This is a genomic window from Tannerella forsythia (assembly GCF_003860135.1).
Taxonomy (GTDB): Bacteria; Bacteroidota; Bacteroidia; order Bacteroidales; family Tannerellaceae; genus Tannerella; species Tannerella forsythia_A.
Genome location: NZ_RQYN01000028.1, coordinates 1 through 15934 on the forward strand (window position 1 = coordinate 1; position 15934 = coordinate 15934).

The following is a 15934-nucleotide window of genomic DNA, read 5'->3' on the forward strand; positions in this document are numbered from 1 at the left end:
CAAGAATATCCAATAATTATTCCATTTATTTTATTGACAAACAGTTTAATGAATATATTTTAAGGAGCAACTATTTATACCTTTGGGTATGGGAAGAAGGTGCGACAAAATAATGAGATTGGGCAGCAGTATGGGATACCATCTGCGATTTTGAAGTAAACAATGAGATTGAAATTTGTAAAACGAAAAGATGCTATGGATTGTGGTTCAGCATACCTAGCTATGATAATCAAGCTCTATAGTCGTAATCCTAATCATGAGAAAATCTGTGAGTATTGTGCTCTAAGTAAAGAAGGGAGGGACTGGGCGTCAGTAAGCTGAGGGTATTGTCCCTCTTCTTGAGTATACACTCCGAAAAAATTAAACTTCAAATCTCCTAAAAAGATATTTTTCTCATCTTTGTAAAACGTTGTTGCATTTAATACTTGAATATACGGTGTTTGTCGGTGCGGGAGGTTGCCTCTTATTGATTCAGGACATGGAGGGTATGGCAGGCCGTGAAGGCGGCTGTTTCGGTGCGCAGGCGACTTTTCCCCAGCGAAATACTTGTGAAGCCATGCGCTTCGGCCAGCTCCACTTCTTCCTTGCTGAAATCTCCTTCGGGGCCGATCAGTATCAGCGCGTCTTCGCCCGGACGGTAGGCCGAACGAATCAAAGGCAAGTCCGGAGTGTGGCAATGCGCAATCATTTTCCGTCCTTCAAACGGGCGGGCGACGAAATCGCCGAAGTCGCTCATTCCGATAAGCCGAGGCAGGTGTGCTTTCTGCGATTGCTTCATGGCCGAAACGAGGATTCTCTCTAACCGTTCGGTCTTTACCTCTCGACGCTCCGAGAAACGGCAGTTGAGGCATGTCACGGTATTGATGCCTACTTCGGTCGCTTTTTCGAGAAACCATTCCATGCGGTCGATATTCTTCGTCGGCGCTACGGCCAGATGGATCCGGAACGGCCATAACGACGCCTGCGGTAGGTGTTCTACAACCGTTACCCGGCAATGTTTCGGATGGGGTTCGGCAATCACAGCCCGGTAAAACGATCCTTTGCCGTCGGTCAGCATCAAGGTATCGTCCACTGTCAGACGCAGTACCTTTGTGCAATGTCTCGATTCTTCTTCGGGCAAGAGCGGATTCGTTGCAATGTCGGGAGCGTAGAAAAGCTGCATGCGTGAAATACCTCTTTATATAAGGTGTCGTTTATTGTATATCGCCGAACTGATCGCGGCGGTTCAGCTCGTCCCGGTAAATCTTGGCCGATTCGTATTTTTCTTCGCCGATGGCCTTCTGCATCCGCTCTTCGAGTTCTGCACGTTGTAGCATATTGAGCCATTCGCGCAGTTTCTCCGGGTCGTGAATCTCTTCGGGATTGAGGTCTTTCGATAACACCGGCGTTTCGTTTTCGACCGCTCCTTCATCAATCACCACTCCGCATTGCTGCATAATCGATTCGAGCGTATATATCGGGCATCCTATCCGCAAGGCGATCGCTACGGCATCCGACGTGCGCGAGTCGATACGCACCTCGTTCGTTCCGTCCGAGAAGATAAGTTCCGAATAGAACACTCCTTCCTCGAATTTATAAATGAATATTTCCGAAAGAAAGAGCTTAAACGATTGTATCAAGCCGACGAACAAGTCGTGTGTCAAGGGGCGGGGAGGGGTTAGCTCTTCCAACGCGATCGCGATCGACTGCGCTTCCGAAACACCGACGATGACGGGCAGACGGCGCGGCCCGTTCTCCGACAAAATCAACGCATAAGCCCCTGATTGGACCTGACTGTTCGTCAGTCCCTGCACAATTAATCTGATTTTCTTATCCATTGTTTGATTCCTCCTTTATTCCTCTTACTTTACTTATTTCTTTTTCGATGGCTTCGAGTGTTGTTTCGTGCAAACGAATATATTTCTCTTTATCCAGCAAATAAAGCGCCGGTAGCGACCGGAACAGATAGTTGCTTTCGGGGATAATCGACAAGTGTTCATCATACCCGTTGATCCACTGCTGCGGCAGATGCGAAGCATGGCTTTTCCAAAGCTCCCGGTCATTGTCCGGATAGATGGCCAGCACCTGCAATTTCTTCTCGGCAAAGAGGTGACGCAGGATTTCCGATCCGGCGATTTGTTCGGTGAGTAAGCGGCAATCTTCGCAGGTCGGCTCGTAAAAATAGAGCAAGATCCATTCCGATGTGAGCGCGTAAAGCGAATCCTTCTGTCCTGAACTCAATGTGTAGGTGAAATTGCCCGCTTTAACCGGAGGGGCGCATGTCTGATGTTCGGCTTTCGCTCCGCACAAAGCGGAGAAGAATAAGACAACGCTCAGCATAATCCGTTTACCTTTCATTCTTTTTGTTTTCACCGGACAAAGATAATCATTTTACAAAGAATGACTATCTTTGTGGAGTTTTTTGAAAATTTTAAAATTGTTTTTATGATGAAGTGCATGAACTATTTATGTGTGATGGTTTTATTCGGAGCATTCACAGCATGTTCCGAGAAACCGCAAAATGTGTTGACCGAGGAAGAAAAAGCCGCGGGATGGCAGTTGTTGTTCGACGGTCAGACGCTCGAAGGCTGGCGTGATTACAATGGTCAGACCCTGACCGGTCCGTGGGAGGTGGTCGACGGAGTTATTCAGGCCGATGGCGGCGGCAGCGATGAAAACGGATACATCGTGTATGATCGTATCTACGAAAATTTCGAGTTGCAATGGGATTGGAAAATCTCGAAGGGGGGTAACAGCGGATTGCTTTATCACGTGGTGGAGCGCCCGCAGTACAAGGTGCCGTATGTGACCGGTCCCGAATACCAGTTGATCGACGACAAAGGGTTTGCCGAACCGTTGGAAGACTGGCAGCGTTGCGGCGTGGATTATGCGATGTATCTGCCTGATTTCGCGACGATGAACGTACGTCCCGCCGGCGAATGGAATACCTCGAAAATCGTCTTCGACAACGGACATGTGGAGTACTATATGAACGGACAGAAAACGATCGAATTCGAAGCATGGTCGGACGATTGGTTCGGACGTAAGAACAGCGGCAAGTGGGAGAATGCGCCCGAGTACGGTCTGGCACGCAAAGGGCTGATTTGCTTGCAGGATCATGGTTATCCGGCATGGTTCCGCAATATCAAAATCCGTGAATTGCCGCGCAAGACGGAAGAAGAAGAATTATTCAACGGCAAAGACCTCACGGGCTGGGATGCTTACGGAACGGAGCAATGGTATGTACAAGACAGCTTGCTCGTTTGCGAGAGCGGTCCCGATAAGCAGTACGGTTATCTGGCCACACCCAAATATTATAACGATTTCGAATTGACGGCCGACTTCAAGCAGGAAGCCGATGGCAACTCGGGTATCTTCATCCGTTCGTTCGTAGAAGAAGGAGCGAAAGTGAACGGCTGGCAGGTGGAAGTGGCTCCGAAAGGATTCGATACGGGCGGTATCTACGAGTCGTACGGCCGTGGATGGCTGATCCAGATTCCGGACGATCGCGAGAACTTCCTCAAAGAAAGAGAATGGAACACGATGCGTATCCGGGTAGTCGGCAATCAGGTAACGACTTGGTTGAACGGCGAACAGATGGTCGACATTCAGGACGAGAAGATCGGTGCCGGTCAAGGCCGTATCGCTCTGCAAATACATGACGGAGGCGGTATTAAAGTGCTTTGGCGTAACATCCGGGTGAAAACATTGTAATCATTCCCTCACGATAACGATCCAGAAGATGAAAAGAACGATATGGCTGGGAGCGGTCGTTACCCTTCTATGCAGCTTTTTACCGACTGTTTGTCCGGCACAGAGCAAGGCGGAGAAAAACGGTTGGCGGTTGTCTGTGCAATCGTATACGTTCCATAAGTTTACGCTCGTAGAAGCGCTCGACAAAGTAGCGGAGCTGGGGATTCATCACATCGAAGTCTATCCCGGCCATAAGCTGGGCGGACGGTGGGGCGATCGGGTGTTCGGCTACGACCTCGACGCACAAACGCGCGAAGAGCTGAAAGCGCTTGCCGCCTCGAAGCAGATCCGTTTCGTGGGTACGGGGGTGTACATGACCGACGATGCCTCGACATGGGAGAAGATGTTCCGACTGGCCAAGGATATGGAGATGGAATTCATCACGTGCGAACCGGCGACGAAAGACTGGGACCTGATAGAACGTCTGGCCAAACAGTACGATCTGAAAGTGTCTGTCCATAATCATCCGCAGCCGTCGGACTATTGGACACCCGAAAACGTGTTGAAACACATCTCGACACGCGATGTGCGCATCGGTTCCTGTGCCGATGTCGGTCATTGGCGTCGCGAAGGGCTTGATCCGGTCGAGTGCTTGAAAATGTTGCAGGGACGTGTGCGGTCGTTACACTTCAAAGATGTCGCACCGAAAAAGGAAGGCGCGACCTGGCAGGACGATGTGATCTGGGGCACCGGCAGTCTGGATATGAAAGGCATGCTCGAAGAGTTGAAACGTCAGCAGTTTGAAGGCATTTTCTCGATCGAGTACGAAGCCAACTGGGAGAATTCGGTGCCGGATATCCGGAAGTGTATCGAATATTTCCATCAGACGGTCGAAGAACTGTTTCCCTGAGTTTTTTTCTTTCGGATTCACAAACAGAAGGCGGTGTGTCATAACGCAATGTTTTGACAAACCGCCTTTTCTTATCCACCCGTTCGATACGTGCTTATGAGGGCGTCGCATACGTGCTTATGAGGGCATCGCATACGTGCTTATCGATACAGCCGATACGTGCTTATCGATACAGTCGATACGTGCTTATCGATGCAGTCGATACGTGCTTATCGATCCGGTCGATATGAATGACACTTCTTCTCTTTCTCCGAGTATTGTGTTCTACTTTGTTGTTATCAAAGCTTATAGCTGTAAATCGCGGCCAGCACTTTGTAGTATTCGTTTTGCAATTGCAGATGATAGTCGGTGCTTTGATAGAGCGTACCGATGCTGACAAAATACTCGATCATGGAGATTTGTCCCGCTTGCAACGCTTTATTCAGCAGGGTCAGGTTGTCCTGACTCTTGAGCACGGTATCGAATTCGTCCATCGAAGCGCGGAGCACCTGCAACCGGTCATAGAGTTGCATGAGGCGGTTCTCGGCTTGTACCGTAGCGCTTTCGCGTTGCAACGCTACATAATGACTCTGACGGTGCGCTTTCTTCACCTGATGGCGGTTTGAAAAGAGCGGGATGCTCATTCCCACGACGAAGCCGTTGTATCGATCGCCGCCGGTAGCCGTGTTCAGCCGATAGCCCAGCTCCAGTCCGGGCAGTCCCTGAGCGCGGCTTACGCCGATCTGCCGCTGCGCTTCGGTCTGCCGGTATTGCAATGCCTGTAATGTGGCATCGGAAGCCAACGCTTCGTCACGTAGCGCGTCCCACGAGAGCGGCTCGTCGGGCGAGGGATAAACCGTATCGGCGAATGCGACCGGGTGCCCGCCGTTCAACGTGGCCAGTTCGCGCAGTTTGCCTTCTCGTTCCGTTTCGTTCAGCCGTTCCTCCGTCTTTACGTTTAAGAGTTCGAGCTTGATTTTATTCGTCTCCAATATATTGGCATTTCCTTTCTTCAAACGCTCGTCGTACAGTTCGGCCAGCCGCTCGGCGTCGCGTCGCCGCTTGCGAAGGAGCTGTCGCCGCCGGTTGAGCCACACCAAATCGAGGCAGACCTCTTTGGCATTGAGCAATACCTGACGACGCTCACCGGTGTATTGCGACGCGAAGAGTTGTTGGCGAACGGTCGTCAGCTTGCTGTGTTGCCCGTAAACCGTCGGGAACTCGAACGACTGCGACGCGACCAGTTCACCTTGTGCGCCCATTTCCGCACGATTACCGTATTGATGCGAATAACTCACCGATGGATCGGGCAGGTTGTTCTCGCTTTTCGATTCGAGCAATTGCACCTCGTAATATTGGCGGGCAGCCTGCAACTCGAGGTTATTCGTTTCTACCTGACGCAGTACGTCGTCCATTGTCGTCTGCGCCTGTGCCGCGATGGTCAGCAGCACGGCGATTCCTGTCATCATATATTTTTTCATACGTCTTGCTTTTTATGAATTAACAGATACATAATCGGGATGATAAAGCCGTTCAACAGCGTAGAAGTCAGCAATCCGCCCAGAATCACGACGGCCATCGGACTCTGAATTTCATTACCCGGCAGATCGCCTCCCAAGGCCAGCGGAACGAGTGCCAGTGCCGAGGTAAGCGCTGTCATCAGAATAGGATTGAGCCGGTCTGATGAGCCTTGCCGTACACTTTCAAGCAGTGTCAGTCCGCTACGTTTCAGGTCGTTGTATCGATCGATCAGGAGCATGCCGTTGCGTGTGGCAATGCCGAAGAGCGAAATGAATCCGATGATGGCGGGGATGCTGATGATTCGGTCGGCGAAGAAGATGGCAAAGATGCCGCCGATTAGCGCCAACGGAAGATTCAGCAGCACGACGGCCGACTGCTTCATGCTCCTGAACTGGTTGTAAAGCAGCAGGAAAATAACGAAGATAGACAGTATGGAAGTGACGAGTAGCGTGCGCGATGCGGCCTGTTCACTCTCGAACTGTCCGCCGTATTCGATGTGATACCCTTCGGGAAGCACGATCTGCTCATCGATGCGCTCGCGTATCCGGTTGACGATCCCCCGCAGGTCGCCCCCCGATACATTGGCCGAAACGACAATTTTGCGGCTGACGTTCTCGCGGCTGATCGTATTCGGCCCGCCGGACGAAACAATGTCGGCCACGTAACTCAGCGGTATTTTCCGTCCGTCGGCATCGATGATCAGGTCGCTGATCCGGCCGATGCCGCTCCGGCTTTCGTCATTGACTCTTACCGTCAGATCGAAGGAGCGATTGCCTTCATATACCTGCGAAACGACTTCTCCACCGAGCATGACCGATACATACTCTCCGAATTCGGCAGGGGTGATACCGTATTTGGCGAGCATCTCACGCTTCGGCTCGATTTTGATCTGGGGACGTTCGATTTGCTGCTCTACGTTCAGGTCGGCGATCCCCTCGATATCGGCGATGCTCGTCTTAATCCGGTTGCCGAGCGCGAACATACGGTTCAGATCCGTACCGAACAGCTTGATGGCAATATTGGCTTGTGTGCCCGACAGCATCGCGTCGATACGGTGCGAAATGGGTTGCCCGATCTCAATATTTACGCCCGAAAGTGTTTTCAGCTTTTCGCGCACTTCTTCAACGACCTCTTCTTTTGACCGTCCGGAAAGTTCGAACGGCGCTTCGATTTCAGAGACATTGACTCCCAACGCATGCTCGTCTAACTCGGCGCGTCCGGTCTTACGCGCCACCGTCCGTATCTCCGGAATCGAAAGCAGTAATTCTTCCGCCCGGCGGCCTACCTTGTCCGACTCTTCGAGCGAGATGCCCGGCAGCGTGCTTACGTTGATCGTAAACGAACCTTCGTTGAACGACGGCAGAAAACTGTTTCCCAACATGAAAAAAGCGACAAGTGCCATGAGTGCGATTCCGCCTGTAATGCCGAACGAAGCTTTCCGATGGGTCAGCGTCCGGTCTAAAGCGCGTTCGTAAGCTGCCTTGAGATGACGCACCACGAACGGCTCTTTGTTTTTCTTTGTCTGGCGGTCTGCCGTGAGCAGAAAACTGCATAACACGGGGGTCACCGTCAGCGCTACGAGAGTTGAGGCAAACAGCGCCACAATGAAGGCAACGCCCAACGGCGCCAACATCCGTCCCTCCATACCCGACAAGAAGAACAACGGCACGAAGCTGACTACAATAATAAAGGTAGAGTTCAGGATCGGCATCCGCACCTCCTGCGAGGCGTCGAACACAACGGCAATCACTCCGCGCCGCTCGGCCTCGGGCTTCATCCGGTTCTCGCGCAAACGTTTGTAGACGTTCTCGACGTCGACGATTGCATCGTCGACGAGTGAGCCGATCGCAATGGCCATCCCTCCGATACTCATCGTGTTAATCGTCAGTCCCATCAATCGCAGAACAACGATGGCGACGAGCAGCGACAGGGGAATGGTGACGAGCGAGATCAGCGTCGTCCGTGCGTTCATCAGGAAGATAAACAGGATGATCACGACGAAAACAGCTCCTTCGATCAGCGAGCGTTGAATGTTGCCGATCGAACTTTCGATAAATCGCGACTGCCGGAAGATGTCGGTTGCCACTTGTACATCGCGGGGCATCGTTTTTTGCAATTCGGCGATGGAGGCGTCGAGCTTCCGCGTCAGATCGAGCGTACTCGTATGCGGCTGTTTCGTTACCGTCAGCAATACGGCCGGCTTGGCGCGGTGCGAGGCTACGCCGAGTTTCGGCATCTTCGCGCCGGTACGTACGTCGGCCACGTCGCCCAGCAACAGCGGTACCTCGCCCACGCGTTTCAATACGGCTTTCGACAGGGCATCGACGTCGTTGGTGGAGATCACGCCACGGATGATGTACTCGTTTCCGTATTCGTATAAGACCCCGCCCGACGCGTTTTGATTCATGTCGCGAACTACTTTCATCACCTCGTCCAGACCGATCCCGTAATGTTTCATCTTTTCGGGATTCAGCAACACCTGATATTCCCTGATATCGCCTCCCAATACGGCCACCTGCGCTACTCCGCCCGTCGACAGCAGGCGCGGGCGAATGCTCCAGTCGGCGATCGTTCGCAGTTCCTCCATCGAGGTCGTATCGGCCGTCAGTCCGATAATCATCATCTCGCCGAGAATAGACGATTGCGGTCCCAGCGTCGGCCTTCCTGCGTTCGACGGTAAAGATTCTCCGATCATCGCCAGCTTTTCCGATACGATCTGGCGCGCACGGTAGATATCCGTTCCCCAGTTAAACTCGACCCATACGACCGAGAAGCCGGTGGTCGACGATGAACGTACGCGGCGCACATCCGTCGCTCCGTTGACGGCCGTCTCTATCGGAAACGTGACTAACCGCTCTACTTCTTCGGGCGCCATTCCTTTCGCTTCGGTCATCACGACTACGGTCGGCGCATTCAGGTCGGGGAAGACGTCCACGTCCATGTTCATGGCCGTATACGTACCGGCAAAAAGCAATAATACGGCCGCGGCAAGCACGATCAGCCGATTATTCAATGAAAATCGTATAATGTGATTCAGCATATCCGTCCGGTTTTTAATGACTGTGACTATGACCTTCCGGAATCACGTTGGCATTGGCTGCCAGCTTCAGCTGGTAAACGCCTTGTGTCACGACACGGTCTCCCGCATGTATTCCGGAAAGAATCTGCACGCGTTCGCCGTCGTCGGCACCTAACGTTACTTCTCTTTTCAGATAGCCCTCTTCGTCGAGTTGAACGTAAACGAAGTGAAGCCCCTGCTCTTCGGTTACAGCCTTTATTGGCAACGTAATGACATCGGGACGCGGCGTGGAAAGCAGGTACACTTCGGCGTAAGCGCCGGGCATGATATCGCCGATGTTGTCGAACTCGAAAGTGACGGGGACATAAAACGACGCTTGTCCGGCCGACTTCCCGAACGACAGCAGCCGCCCTTTCAGTTCGCTCAGTTTGTATATCCGGTCACTGTAAGACACCTTGAAATTCGCGCTGCCGATATACTGTAAGTCTCTGAAGTATTTTTCGGGAACCTCAGCACGCAATTGTAACCGCCGGTTCTGTGAAACGGTGGCGACAGGCTGGCCGACTGCTACAAACTCTCCCTGATTGACAAACCGGTTTTTGAGGTATCCGGCGATGGGGGTCGTGAGCCTTACGCCGTGTGCTCCCGCTTTACCGGCAAACGCCTGATAGGAGGTCTTCGCCGTTTCGTAACGGAGGCGGGTCTGTTCGAATTCTTGTGTCGAGATGATTTGATCTTTGACTAGTTCTTCGGCACGCCGAAACTCTTTCTCGGCGGTTTCGTACGTAATCCGCGCCTGTGCTACCGGATCGCCGTTGGCAATGTCTTTGGCCGAAATCGATGCGATGGCTTCGCCGGCACGTACCGCCACACCCTCGACTACAGAGCCGGAAAAAGAAAGGATACCGTTCGATGTCGCGGCAATCGTCACCTCGTCGCCTTGTGCCGACAAGATTTGTCCGCCGGCTTTGATCACCTGACAAAACGCGCCGGACGCTACGGTGCTGACTTCCAAACCTACGGCCTTGGCCTGTTGGGCTGTGAAGATAATCTCGTTATCCACTGCTTCATGGGTCTCTTCTTCACAGTCGTGATCATGCTCCTCTCCGTCATGGTCATGTGTATGGTCATGGTCGTGTTGATGCTCATGCTCATGATGTGAATGTTCATCATGAGCGTGTGGATGTTCGTCTTTTTGTGTGGATGAGCCCCCACACCCGGCAAGTATGCAGGCGCAAGCCGCCCACAATAAAATAAAGGTTCGATGTTTCATAACTGACTTTTTTAATGAATGAATAATCGCTGAGTACAGTATGTCTGCAATCAGCCTGAAATGATTCTCGGTTCATTAAAAAAGAGGCGGGGCGCGCAGTCCCGAAGCACGTGCAATCCACGTATCGTGGAGCGCTTCGATGTAATAAAAGGAAGGATGTTTTCGGGAGAAACACAGACCGGCTTGTTCCAACTCGGCCGGATAGAGATAATTCAGGAATACGAAGATGGGAATGAGTATAGGCGTCACAGCCGCGTGGGTATCGTGATCCTGTGTCAGGGTGACGGACACGGTCGCTCCGCAATCATCGCATGTCTGTAAAGGATGGTGATGAGCATGGTCGTTCGGAGAAGTTTCGCCGCACGTATGACAGCAGGCGTGTTGGGCTCCATCTCCCCAGAAAGACATAAAGCAAACTTTCCCACCATCGTGATGATGATGGGGGGCCGTGGCCGAAAACAGGAAGAATACGCTGCTTATCCATACGACCCATTGCATGATATGTCGTTTATGCTTCATCCGATTTTTACTTTCTTCCGGTGGACAAAGGTATATGTTTTTTAAGATGATGACAAATTAAAAACCGTTTTCAGCTCCGAAAAGTCCGAAATCACGACGTCGGCCGTCTCGTTGCCGGCATATTCTTTCCAGCCGATGTTTTTGAGCCAGACCGTACGGCAATCGATGGCGGTGGCAGGAACGATATCCTTATCGTACGAGTCTCCGATCACGGCGATATGCGTAGCCGGCATGTTCAGGGCATTGACGCCCAATTGGAAGATTTGCGGATCGGGTTTGCGAACGCCTACTACCGCCGACTCGATCACGAGCGGGAAATACACATCAAGACGGAAATCTTTCAACACCGTCCGAAGGTTTCCGTAAAAATTGGAGACCATGGCCAGCGGATAGCTCTCGGCCAGCGCCTCGATAACGGGGCGCGCCGCAGCCGTCGACTGTGCCGCGAACGTATAGCAGCGACCGGCCAGGCTGCGTTTTAATTCGCGCGAGGCTTCCATGTCCGACAAATGCCGGTTCTCACGAAGCCACTCGATCTGCAAGTCGGTCTTAATACGCATCATATCGGCAAACGTATGCTCCGGTTTCACCAAAGGAAGTTGCCCCATCGTCCGCTCGGCATATACGTAAGCCTGCCGGAAAACGTCTTTCGTCACGGGGACAGCTTCCGCCTGATAAGCTTGCCAGATCACTTCCGCCCAATGCAGCCCGTTACTGTCGATCGTACCGCCGTAGTCGAACACGATCCCTTGAATAGCTTTTATATTGATCATTGTTGTTGGTTCTTTAATGAGTGAGTAAAGTCGGTGCAAATACGTTCATGCTTCGTCACCATGTAAACGAGCATGACATTGAGCACCGTTAGTTCGAAGACGAAATAAAGCCACGGTTGATCGATCAAAAGGCTTACGAATAACGCGATAACACGTGTGTTGAACGACAGCATATTCGTATATTTCATCAACGGCAGACTTTTCGTACGGAAAGCTTTGCGAAACCATTCCGGCGCTTCGCCGTGATAATCGTTCCGGATGACGTCCATCATCTCCTGAAAGCGAGGCGTCCATCGTTCCTGTCCGCGTGTGTAGCGCAGGTAAAACATCTCGAAGAGTTTGTAGATAAAATCGTGCTTCCAGGTCATCTTCTCGAAATTCACCTTTACGGCCGGTGAATGGGACAGCTCGCTACCGGCTTTTCCTTTCAGAAAAAGGAGATGGATATTCCGGTAGTAATCGGCCATGGCAGCCTGCTTACCGTGGAAGAATCCCGTAATGATGGCTATGAGCCAAATCCATCCGCCCCAGACAGGCATGAGTCGCAAACAAATGGCGACGTAGATGACAAAGAACCAGACATCGCCGCAGAAGCCGTCGAGAATCCGTCCCAACGGTGATTTTTGTCCGGTCATACGCGCCAGCTGACCGTCGGCGCTGTCGTACATATTGGCCCAGATAAGGAGTAACATCCCGATTACGTTGATCGTCAGCGAAGGGTAGTAAAAACAGATACCGGCGGCGATTCCGATAAAGATTCCCGCCACGGTGACGGCATTCGGCGATATACCCATCCGCTCGAAAAGCAGAGCCCATCGATAACCCAGCGGACGATAAAAATGTATATCGATAAACTCTTCCGTATCCAGTGATTTGAGTGTGGATTCCAAATCCTTTTTCTGTGTGTTGTGTGCCATCATGGTTTCATGAAACGGTAAATACATTCGGCGATATGCGGCGCCGCTTCGTCACGGCAGGGTGCAAAGCTCGGCCAGTCGTTGAAGTCGATCAGTCGTACCGTGCCGTCTTCCGATACGATGCAGTCGCCGCCATAAATATGGACGTTCAACACTTCGGCAGCCTGATCGCATATTCTTCGTAAATGATTCAGATCGAAAGAGTATCCCTTGGCTGCACCGTTGATTTGTTCAAGCCCGAACTTTCCGTGATGCACCTCGAACGGATAAAACCAATAGAAGAAGTCCGTTCCGTACACACCGTAAAATTTGACCAGATCGCCCACCAGATGTTCATTGACAACGGCCGATTCGATTCCTCGCACGGCAAATTCATGAAAAATGCCTTTGGCCTCTTCGCAGTGGCGAACGTATGTCACGTCTTCCCGATGGATGGCGTGGAAATCTCCGCGTTTGATCCAGCAATGATGCAGGCCGGCCTCCTCGAGCGCCTCCGTCGGATCGTCGTCCGTTTGAAGTATCAGGCTTTTCGGATGGGCTATCCCGGCAGACACTAAAAGACGCGTCATCTTCTCACGGGTACAGTTTTCAATGCCGTAACCCGAATTGATGACCCGGCATCCTTCGTCTTCCATACGTTGTAGTTTACGTACCGTCTGTTGTTCACGTGCCATGTTAAAAACGATATCGGCTTCGATGTTTCGAACCAGCAGGTCTGATTCGATATATTCGTTCACCGTGCATCCCATACGACGCAGATGATCAGCCGTCAATGAAAAAATGGCGGCGTCATTTCCTATATGATTCGGAGAAAAACGGTTTCCCCGGCGAATACCGGCTACCTTATGCGTATTCATGTTGATTGATCATTGAAATAATATCCCGATAAGTCCGTGTCACGATAAAAACATTTCTGCCTTAGCCAAATCACTGATGTGATCGACGTCGATAATTTTATCGAACGGATAGGCTTTCAAATGCAATCCTTCGCTCACCAACAGGCGTTGATAGTTTCGCATCCGTGAGATACCTTGTTTCATCGCCTGTTCCAACACCGGGAGCGCTGTCTTTCTCAGACAATAGATGCCTCCCGACACAAAATGACAGGTCCTATCTGCTGTATCAAGGAAAGCGTGGATTCTCCCCTCATTGTCTGTTTTTACATAGAGCGGCTTCTCATCGTCCACGAAATTTGTAACGGCCATCAAGCCATCCAAAGTCGATTCCTGCTTGAATGTACGGATATATCGTGTAAATTCATCTTCCTGAAAGATCGTATCGACCGTGGTCAGACAAAACCGATCGCCGGTCAGAAAGCGGCTTAACGCATGAAAGCTATGCATCGAGCTGAGGGTGGATTGTACCAACAAATGAAACGGTACCGGCAACGAAAGAGCCTTCAGATGCGTCTGCACTTCCGTCATCTCTTCATTCACGATGATACTGATCGACGTGGCATGATGCTTCAAGAAAATATGAATCAGCCGGTCAATCAACGGTACTCCGTGTAAACGGATCAGGGGTTTAGGTGTTTTCATACCTTCCTGAACGAGACGGGAACCCTCACCGGCAGCGATAATTGCATAATCCATAGTATGTTTATTTTTTGACGGGCAAAGGTATCGTTTTTCCTCCAGATAACGAAATTATCCCAGCAAGCACATCAATAGAACCTGCACAATGATGACCCGGGCAAACATTCCCAACGGATAAACAGTCGCGTAAGCGATCGAAGGGTTATCTCCGGGTATCGTTTCGTTGACGTAGCTTAACGCCATCGGATTAGCCATGCTTCCGCACAACATGCCCGAAACCGTCCCGAAGTCGATTTTCATGACCTTTAAGGCTACTGCTCCTACAATAATGGTCGGTATAAGAGTGAGCCCTGCGCCGATCGCAATCCACAAAAGTCCTTCGGGGCGAAATACCGTTTCGAAGAAATGCGTGCCCGCGTCCAGCCCCAGACATGCCAGGTACATGGAAAGACCGATCGCGCGAAGCATCAGATTGGCGCTGCGCGTTGTGTACGTAATCATGTGGATGCGAGGACCGAATGTGCCCAATAAGATACCGACGATAATAGGGCCTGCCGCTAAACCCAATTTCACCGGTGTCGTGATACCCGGAAACGAGAAAGGAACGGACCCTAAAGCCAATCCCAAAACAAGACCGATAAAAATTACGACGAGGTTAGGCTCTTCCAAATCTTTGACGGCATTCCCTAAGACCTGCTCCACGTTTCGGATCGCTGCAGCTTCGCCTACGACCGTCAACCTGTCTCCTAACTGAAGCACCAATTCGGGAGTAGCGAGCAACTCCACACCCGAGCGAAACACACGGCTGATATTGATCCCATAATGGTTACGTAGACGGAGAGAACCTAACTTCTTACCGTTCAACGCCGGACGAGTCACAACAATACGTTTCGAAACTAACTCCGTATCAATAGCATTCCAGTCGATATCGTCCTTGTTCCAGTCCGTATTTTCTTGTTGACCGAACAGGAACGTTAAGGCTTGCACATCTTTTTCCGATGTGATGACCAATAACCTGTCGTTCTTTTTCAATATCTTCTCCGATGTCGGAATGCTTACATGCCCGTCTCTCCATAAACGCGAGATGATAAATTTCAGATCGCTCATCCGGACGATATCCTGAACGCTTTTTTCAAAGACTGCCGGATTATGTACTTGAAAAGCGGCTACATATACTTTTTTAAAATCTTCTTTTTCGGCCTTGTTCAGTAATTCTTGACGAACGAGCACTTTCCGAATAAGTAAGACGGCAAAAATTACCCCGACCACCCCTAAAGGATAAGCTACGGCGCAGCCTAAGGCAGGGATGTTGCTATCCAGGCCGATCTGCTTCAAGGTCTGCTGTGCCGCTCCTAAGGCCGGAGTGTTTGTGGTGGCTCCGCAAAAAATACCGACCATGTCCGGTAACGATACTTCGGTCAGATATGAAAGCAGAACGGTTAACCCGGTCCCGATCAGGATAAGCGCCATCGATAGCATATTAAGTGTAATCCCTTCTTTACGAAATGAATTGAAAAAACCCGGACCGACCTGTAAACCGAGAGAATAGATGAAGATGACTAATCCGAAACTTTCAGCATAAGCCAACATCTTATCATCTACGGAAAGCCCGAGATGACCGGCTAAAATGCCTGTAAAGAAAACGAATGTAACCCCCAAAGATATTCCGCCTATATGTACTTTGCCCAATGCCAACCCTATTGCGACGATAAGCGAAAGCACGACCACAGCCTGCAAGGCGGAGTGTTCTACAAATAAACCATTCAACCAATCCATCTTCACCTATTAAAACGAGGCGCAAAGATAAAAAAGATAA

15 protein-coding genes are annotated in these 15934 nt (G+C 51.0%); 3 read left to right on the forward strand and 12 right to left on the reverse strand.

What is annotated here, in order from left to right; genetic code table 11:
• Window positions 1–162 precede the first annotated feature (162 nt).
• Entirely contained in the window at window positions 163–321 is a 159-nt protein-coding gene (locus tag EII41_RS14745; protein ID WP_124790177.1) for a cysteine peptidase family C39 domain-containing protein, read from the forward strand.
• A gap of 142 nt (window positions 322–463) precedes the next feature.
• On the opposite strand, the gene EII41_RS08100 is transcribed toward EII41_RS14745, so the two are convergent.
• From EII41_RS08100 to EII41_RS08110, 3 genes are read right to left on the reverse strand one after another with little or no spacing between them, the layout of a single operon-like run.
• Entirely contained in the window at window positions 464–1162 is a 699-nt protein-coding gene (locus tag EII41_RS08100) for a 16S rRNA (uracil(1498)-N(3))-methyltransferase (protein ID WP_124790178.1), read from the reverse strand.
• A gap of 31 nt (window positions 1163–1193) precedes the next feature.
• Window positions 1194–1817: a bifunctional nuclease family protein gene (locus tag EII41_RS08105; RefSeq protein ID WP_124751883.1), complete on the reverse strand. Its 624-nt coding sequence runs from the start codon at window positions 1815–1817 to the stop codon at window positions 1194–1196.
• Window positions 1810–2337, reverse strand: a complete 528-nt coding sequence (locus EII41_RS08110) for a thioredoxin family protein (RefSeq protein WP_124790179.1) — start codon at window positions 2335–2337, stop codon at window positions 1810–1812. Before EII41_RS08110 ends, EII41_RS08105 begins: the two co-directional genes overlap by 8 nt.
• A 117-nt stretch (window positions 2338–2454) precedes the next feature.
• On the opposite strand from EII41_RS08110, the gene EII41_RS08115 reads away from it, so the two are divergent.
• Window positions 2455–3693 (forward strand): DUF1080 domain-containing protein, encoded by a 1239-nt coding sequence (locus EII41_RS08115; protein WP_260425528.1) that lies wholly within the window; start codon window positions 2455–2457, stop codon window positions 3691–3693.
• Between the two features lie 28 nt (window positions 3694–3721).
• On the forward strand, window positions 3722–4582 hold the full coding sequence (locus EII41_RS08120; protein ID WP_124790181.1) for a sugar phosphate isomerase/epimerase family protein: 861 nt from the start codon (window positions 3722–3724) through the stop codon (window positions 4580–4582).
• A gap of 278 nt (window positions 4583–4860) precedes the next feature.
• Here EII41_RS08120 and EII41_RS08125 read toward each other — a convergent pair whose 3' ends face one another.
• The 9 genes from EII41_RS08125 to EII41_RS08165 all read right to left on the reverse strand — a co-directional run bounded on the left by EII41_RS08125 (window position 4861) and on the right by EII41_RS08165 (window position 15894).
• Window positions 4861–6042, reverse strand: coding sequence for a TolC family protein (locus tag EII41_RS08125; RefSeq protein WP_124790182.1), 1182 nt, complete (start codon window positions 6040–6042; stop codon window positions 4861–4863).
• Window positions 6039–9122: an efflux RND transporter permease subunit gene (locus EII41_RS08130; protein WP_124790183.1), complete on the reverse strand. Its 3084-nt coding sequence runs from the start codon at window positions 9120–9122 to the stop codon at window positions 6039–6041. Before EII41_RS08130 ends, EII41_RS08125 begins: the two co-directional genes overlap by 4 nt.
• 13 nt (window positions 9123–9135) lie before the next feature.
• Window positions 9136–10374, reverse strand: coding sequence for an efflux RND transporter periplasmic adaptor subunit (locus EII41_RS08135; RefSeq protein WP_124790184.1), 1239 nt, complete (start codon window positions 10372–10374; stop codon window positions 9136–9138).
• 75 nt (window positions 10375–10449) lie between these two features.
• Complete coding sequence (locus EII41_RS08140) at window positions 10450–10893, reverse strand: DUF6769 family protein (protein ID WP_124751890.1); 444 nt, start codon at window positions 10891–10893, stop codon at window positions 10450–10452.
• A 41-nt stretch (window positions 10894–10934) separates the two neighbouring features.
• On the reverse strand, window positions 10935–11666 hold the full coding sequence (locus EII41_RS08145; RefSeq protein WP_124790185.1) for an HAD family hydrolase: 732 nt from the start codon (window positions 11664–11666) through the stop codon (window positions 10935–10937).
• Window positions 11663–12583, reverse strand: a complete 921-nt coding sequence (locus EII41_RS08150) for a CDP-alcohol phosphatidyltransferase family protein (RefSeq protein WP_124790201.1) — start codon at window positions 12581–12583, stop codon at window positions 11663–11665. Before EII41_RS08150 ends, EII41_RS08145 begins: the two co-directional genes overlap by 4 nt.
• On the reverse strand, window positions 12583–13440 hold the full coding sequence (locus EII41_RS08155; protein ID WP_124790186.1) for a hypothetical protein: 858 nt from the start codon (window positions 13438–13440) through the stop codon (window positions 12583–12585). Before EII41_RS08155 ends, EII41_RS08150 begins: the two co-directional genes overlap by 1 nt.
• Before the next feature lie 39 nt (window positions 13441–13479).
• Window positions 13480–14175: a sugar phosphate nucleotidyltransferase gene (locus tag EII41_RS08160; protein ID WP_124790187.1), complete on the reverse strand. Its 696-nt coding sequence runs from the start codon at window positions 14173–14175 to the stop codon at window positions 13480–13482.
• A 54-nt stretch (window positions 14176–14229) separates the two neighbouring features.
• Entirely contained in the window at window positions 14230–15894 is a 1665-nt protein-coding gene (locus EII41_RS08165; RefSeq protein ID WP_124790188.1) for a putative transporter, read from the reverse strand.
• Window positions 15895–15934 lie beyond the last annotated feature (40 nt).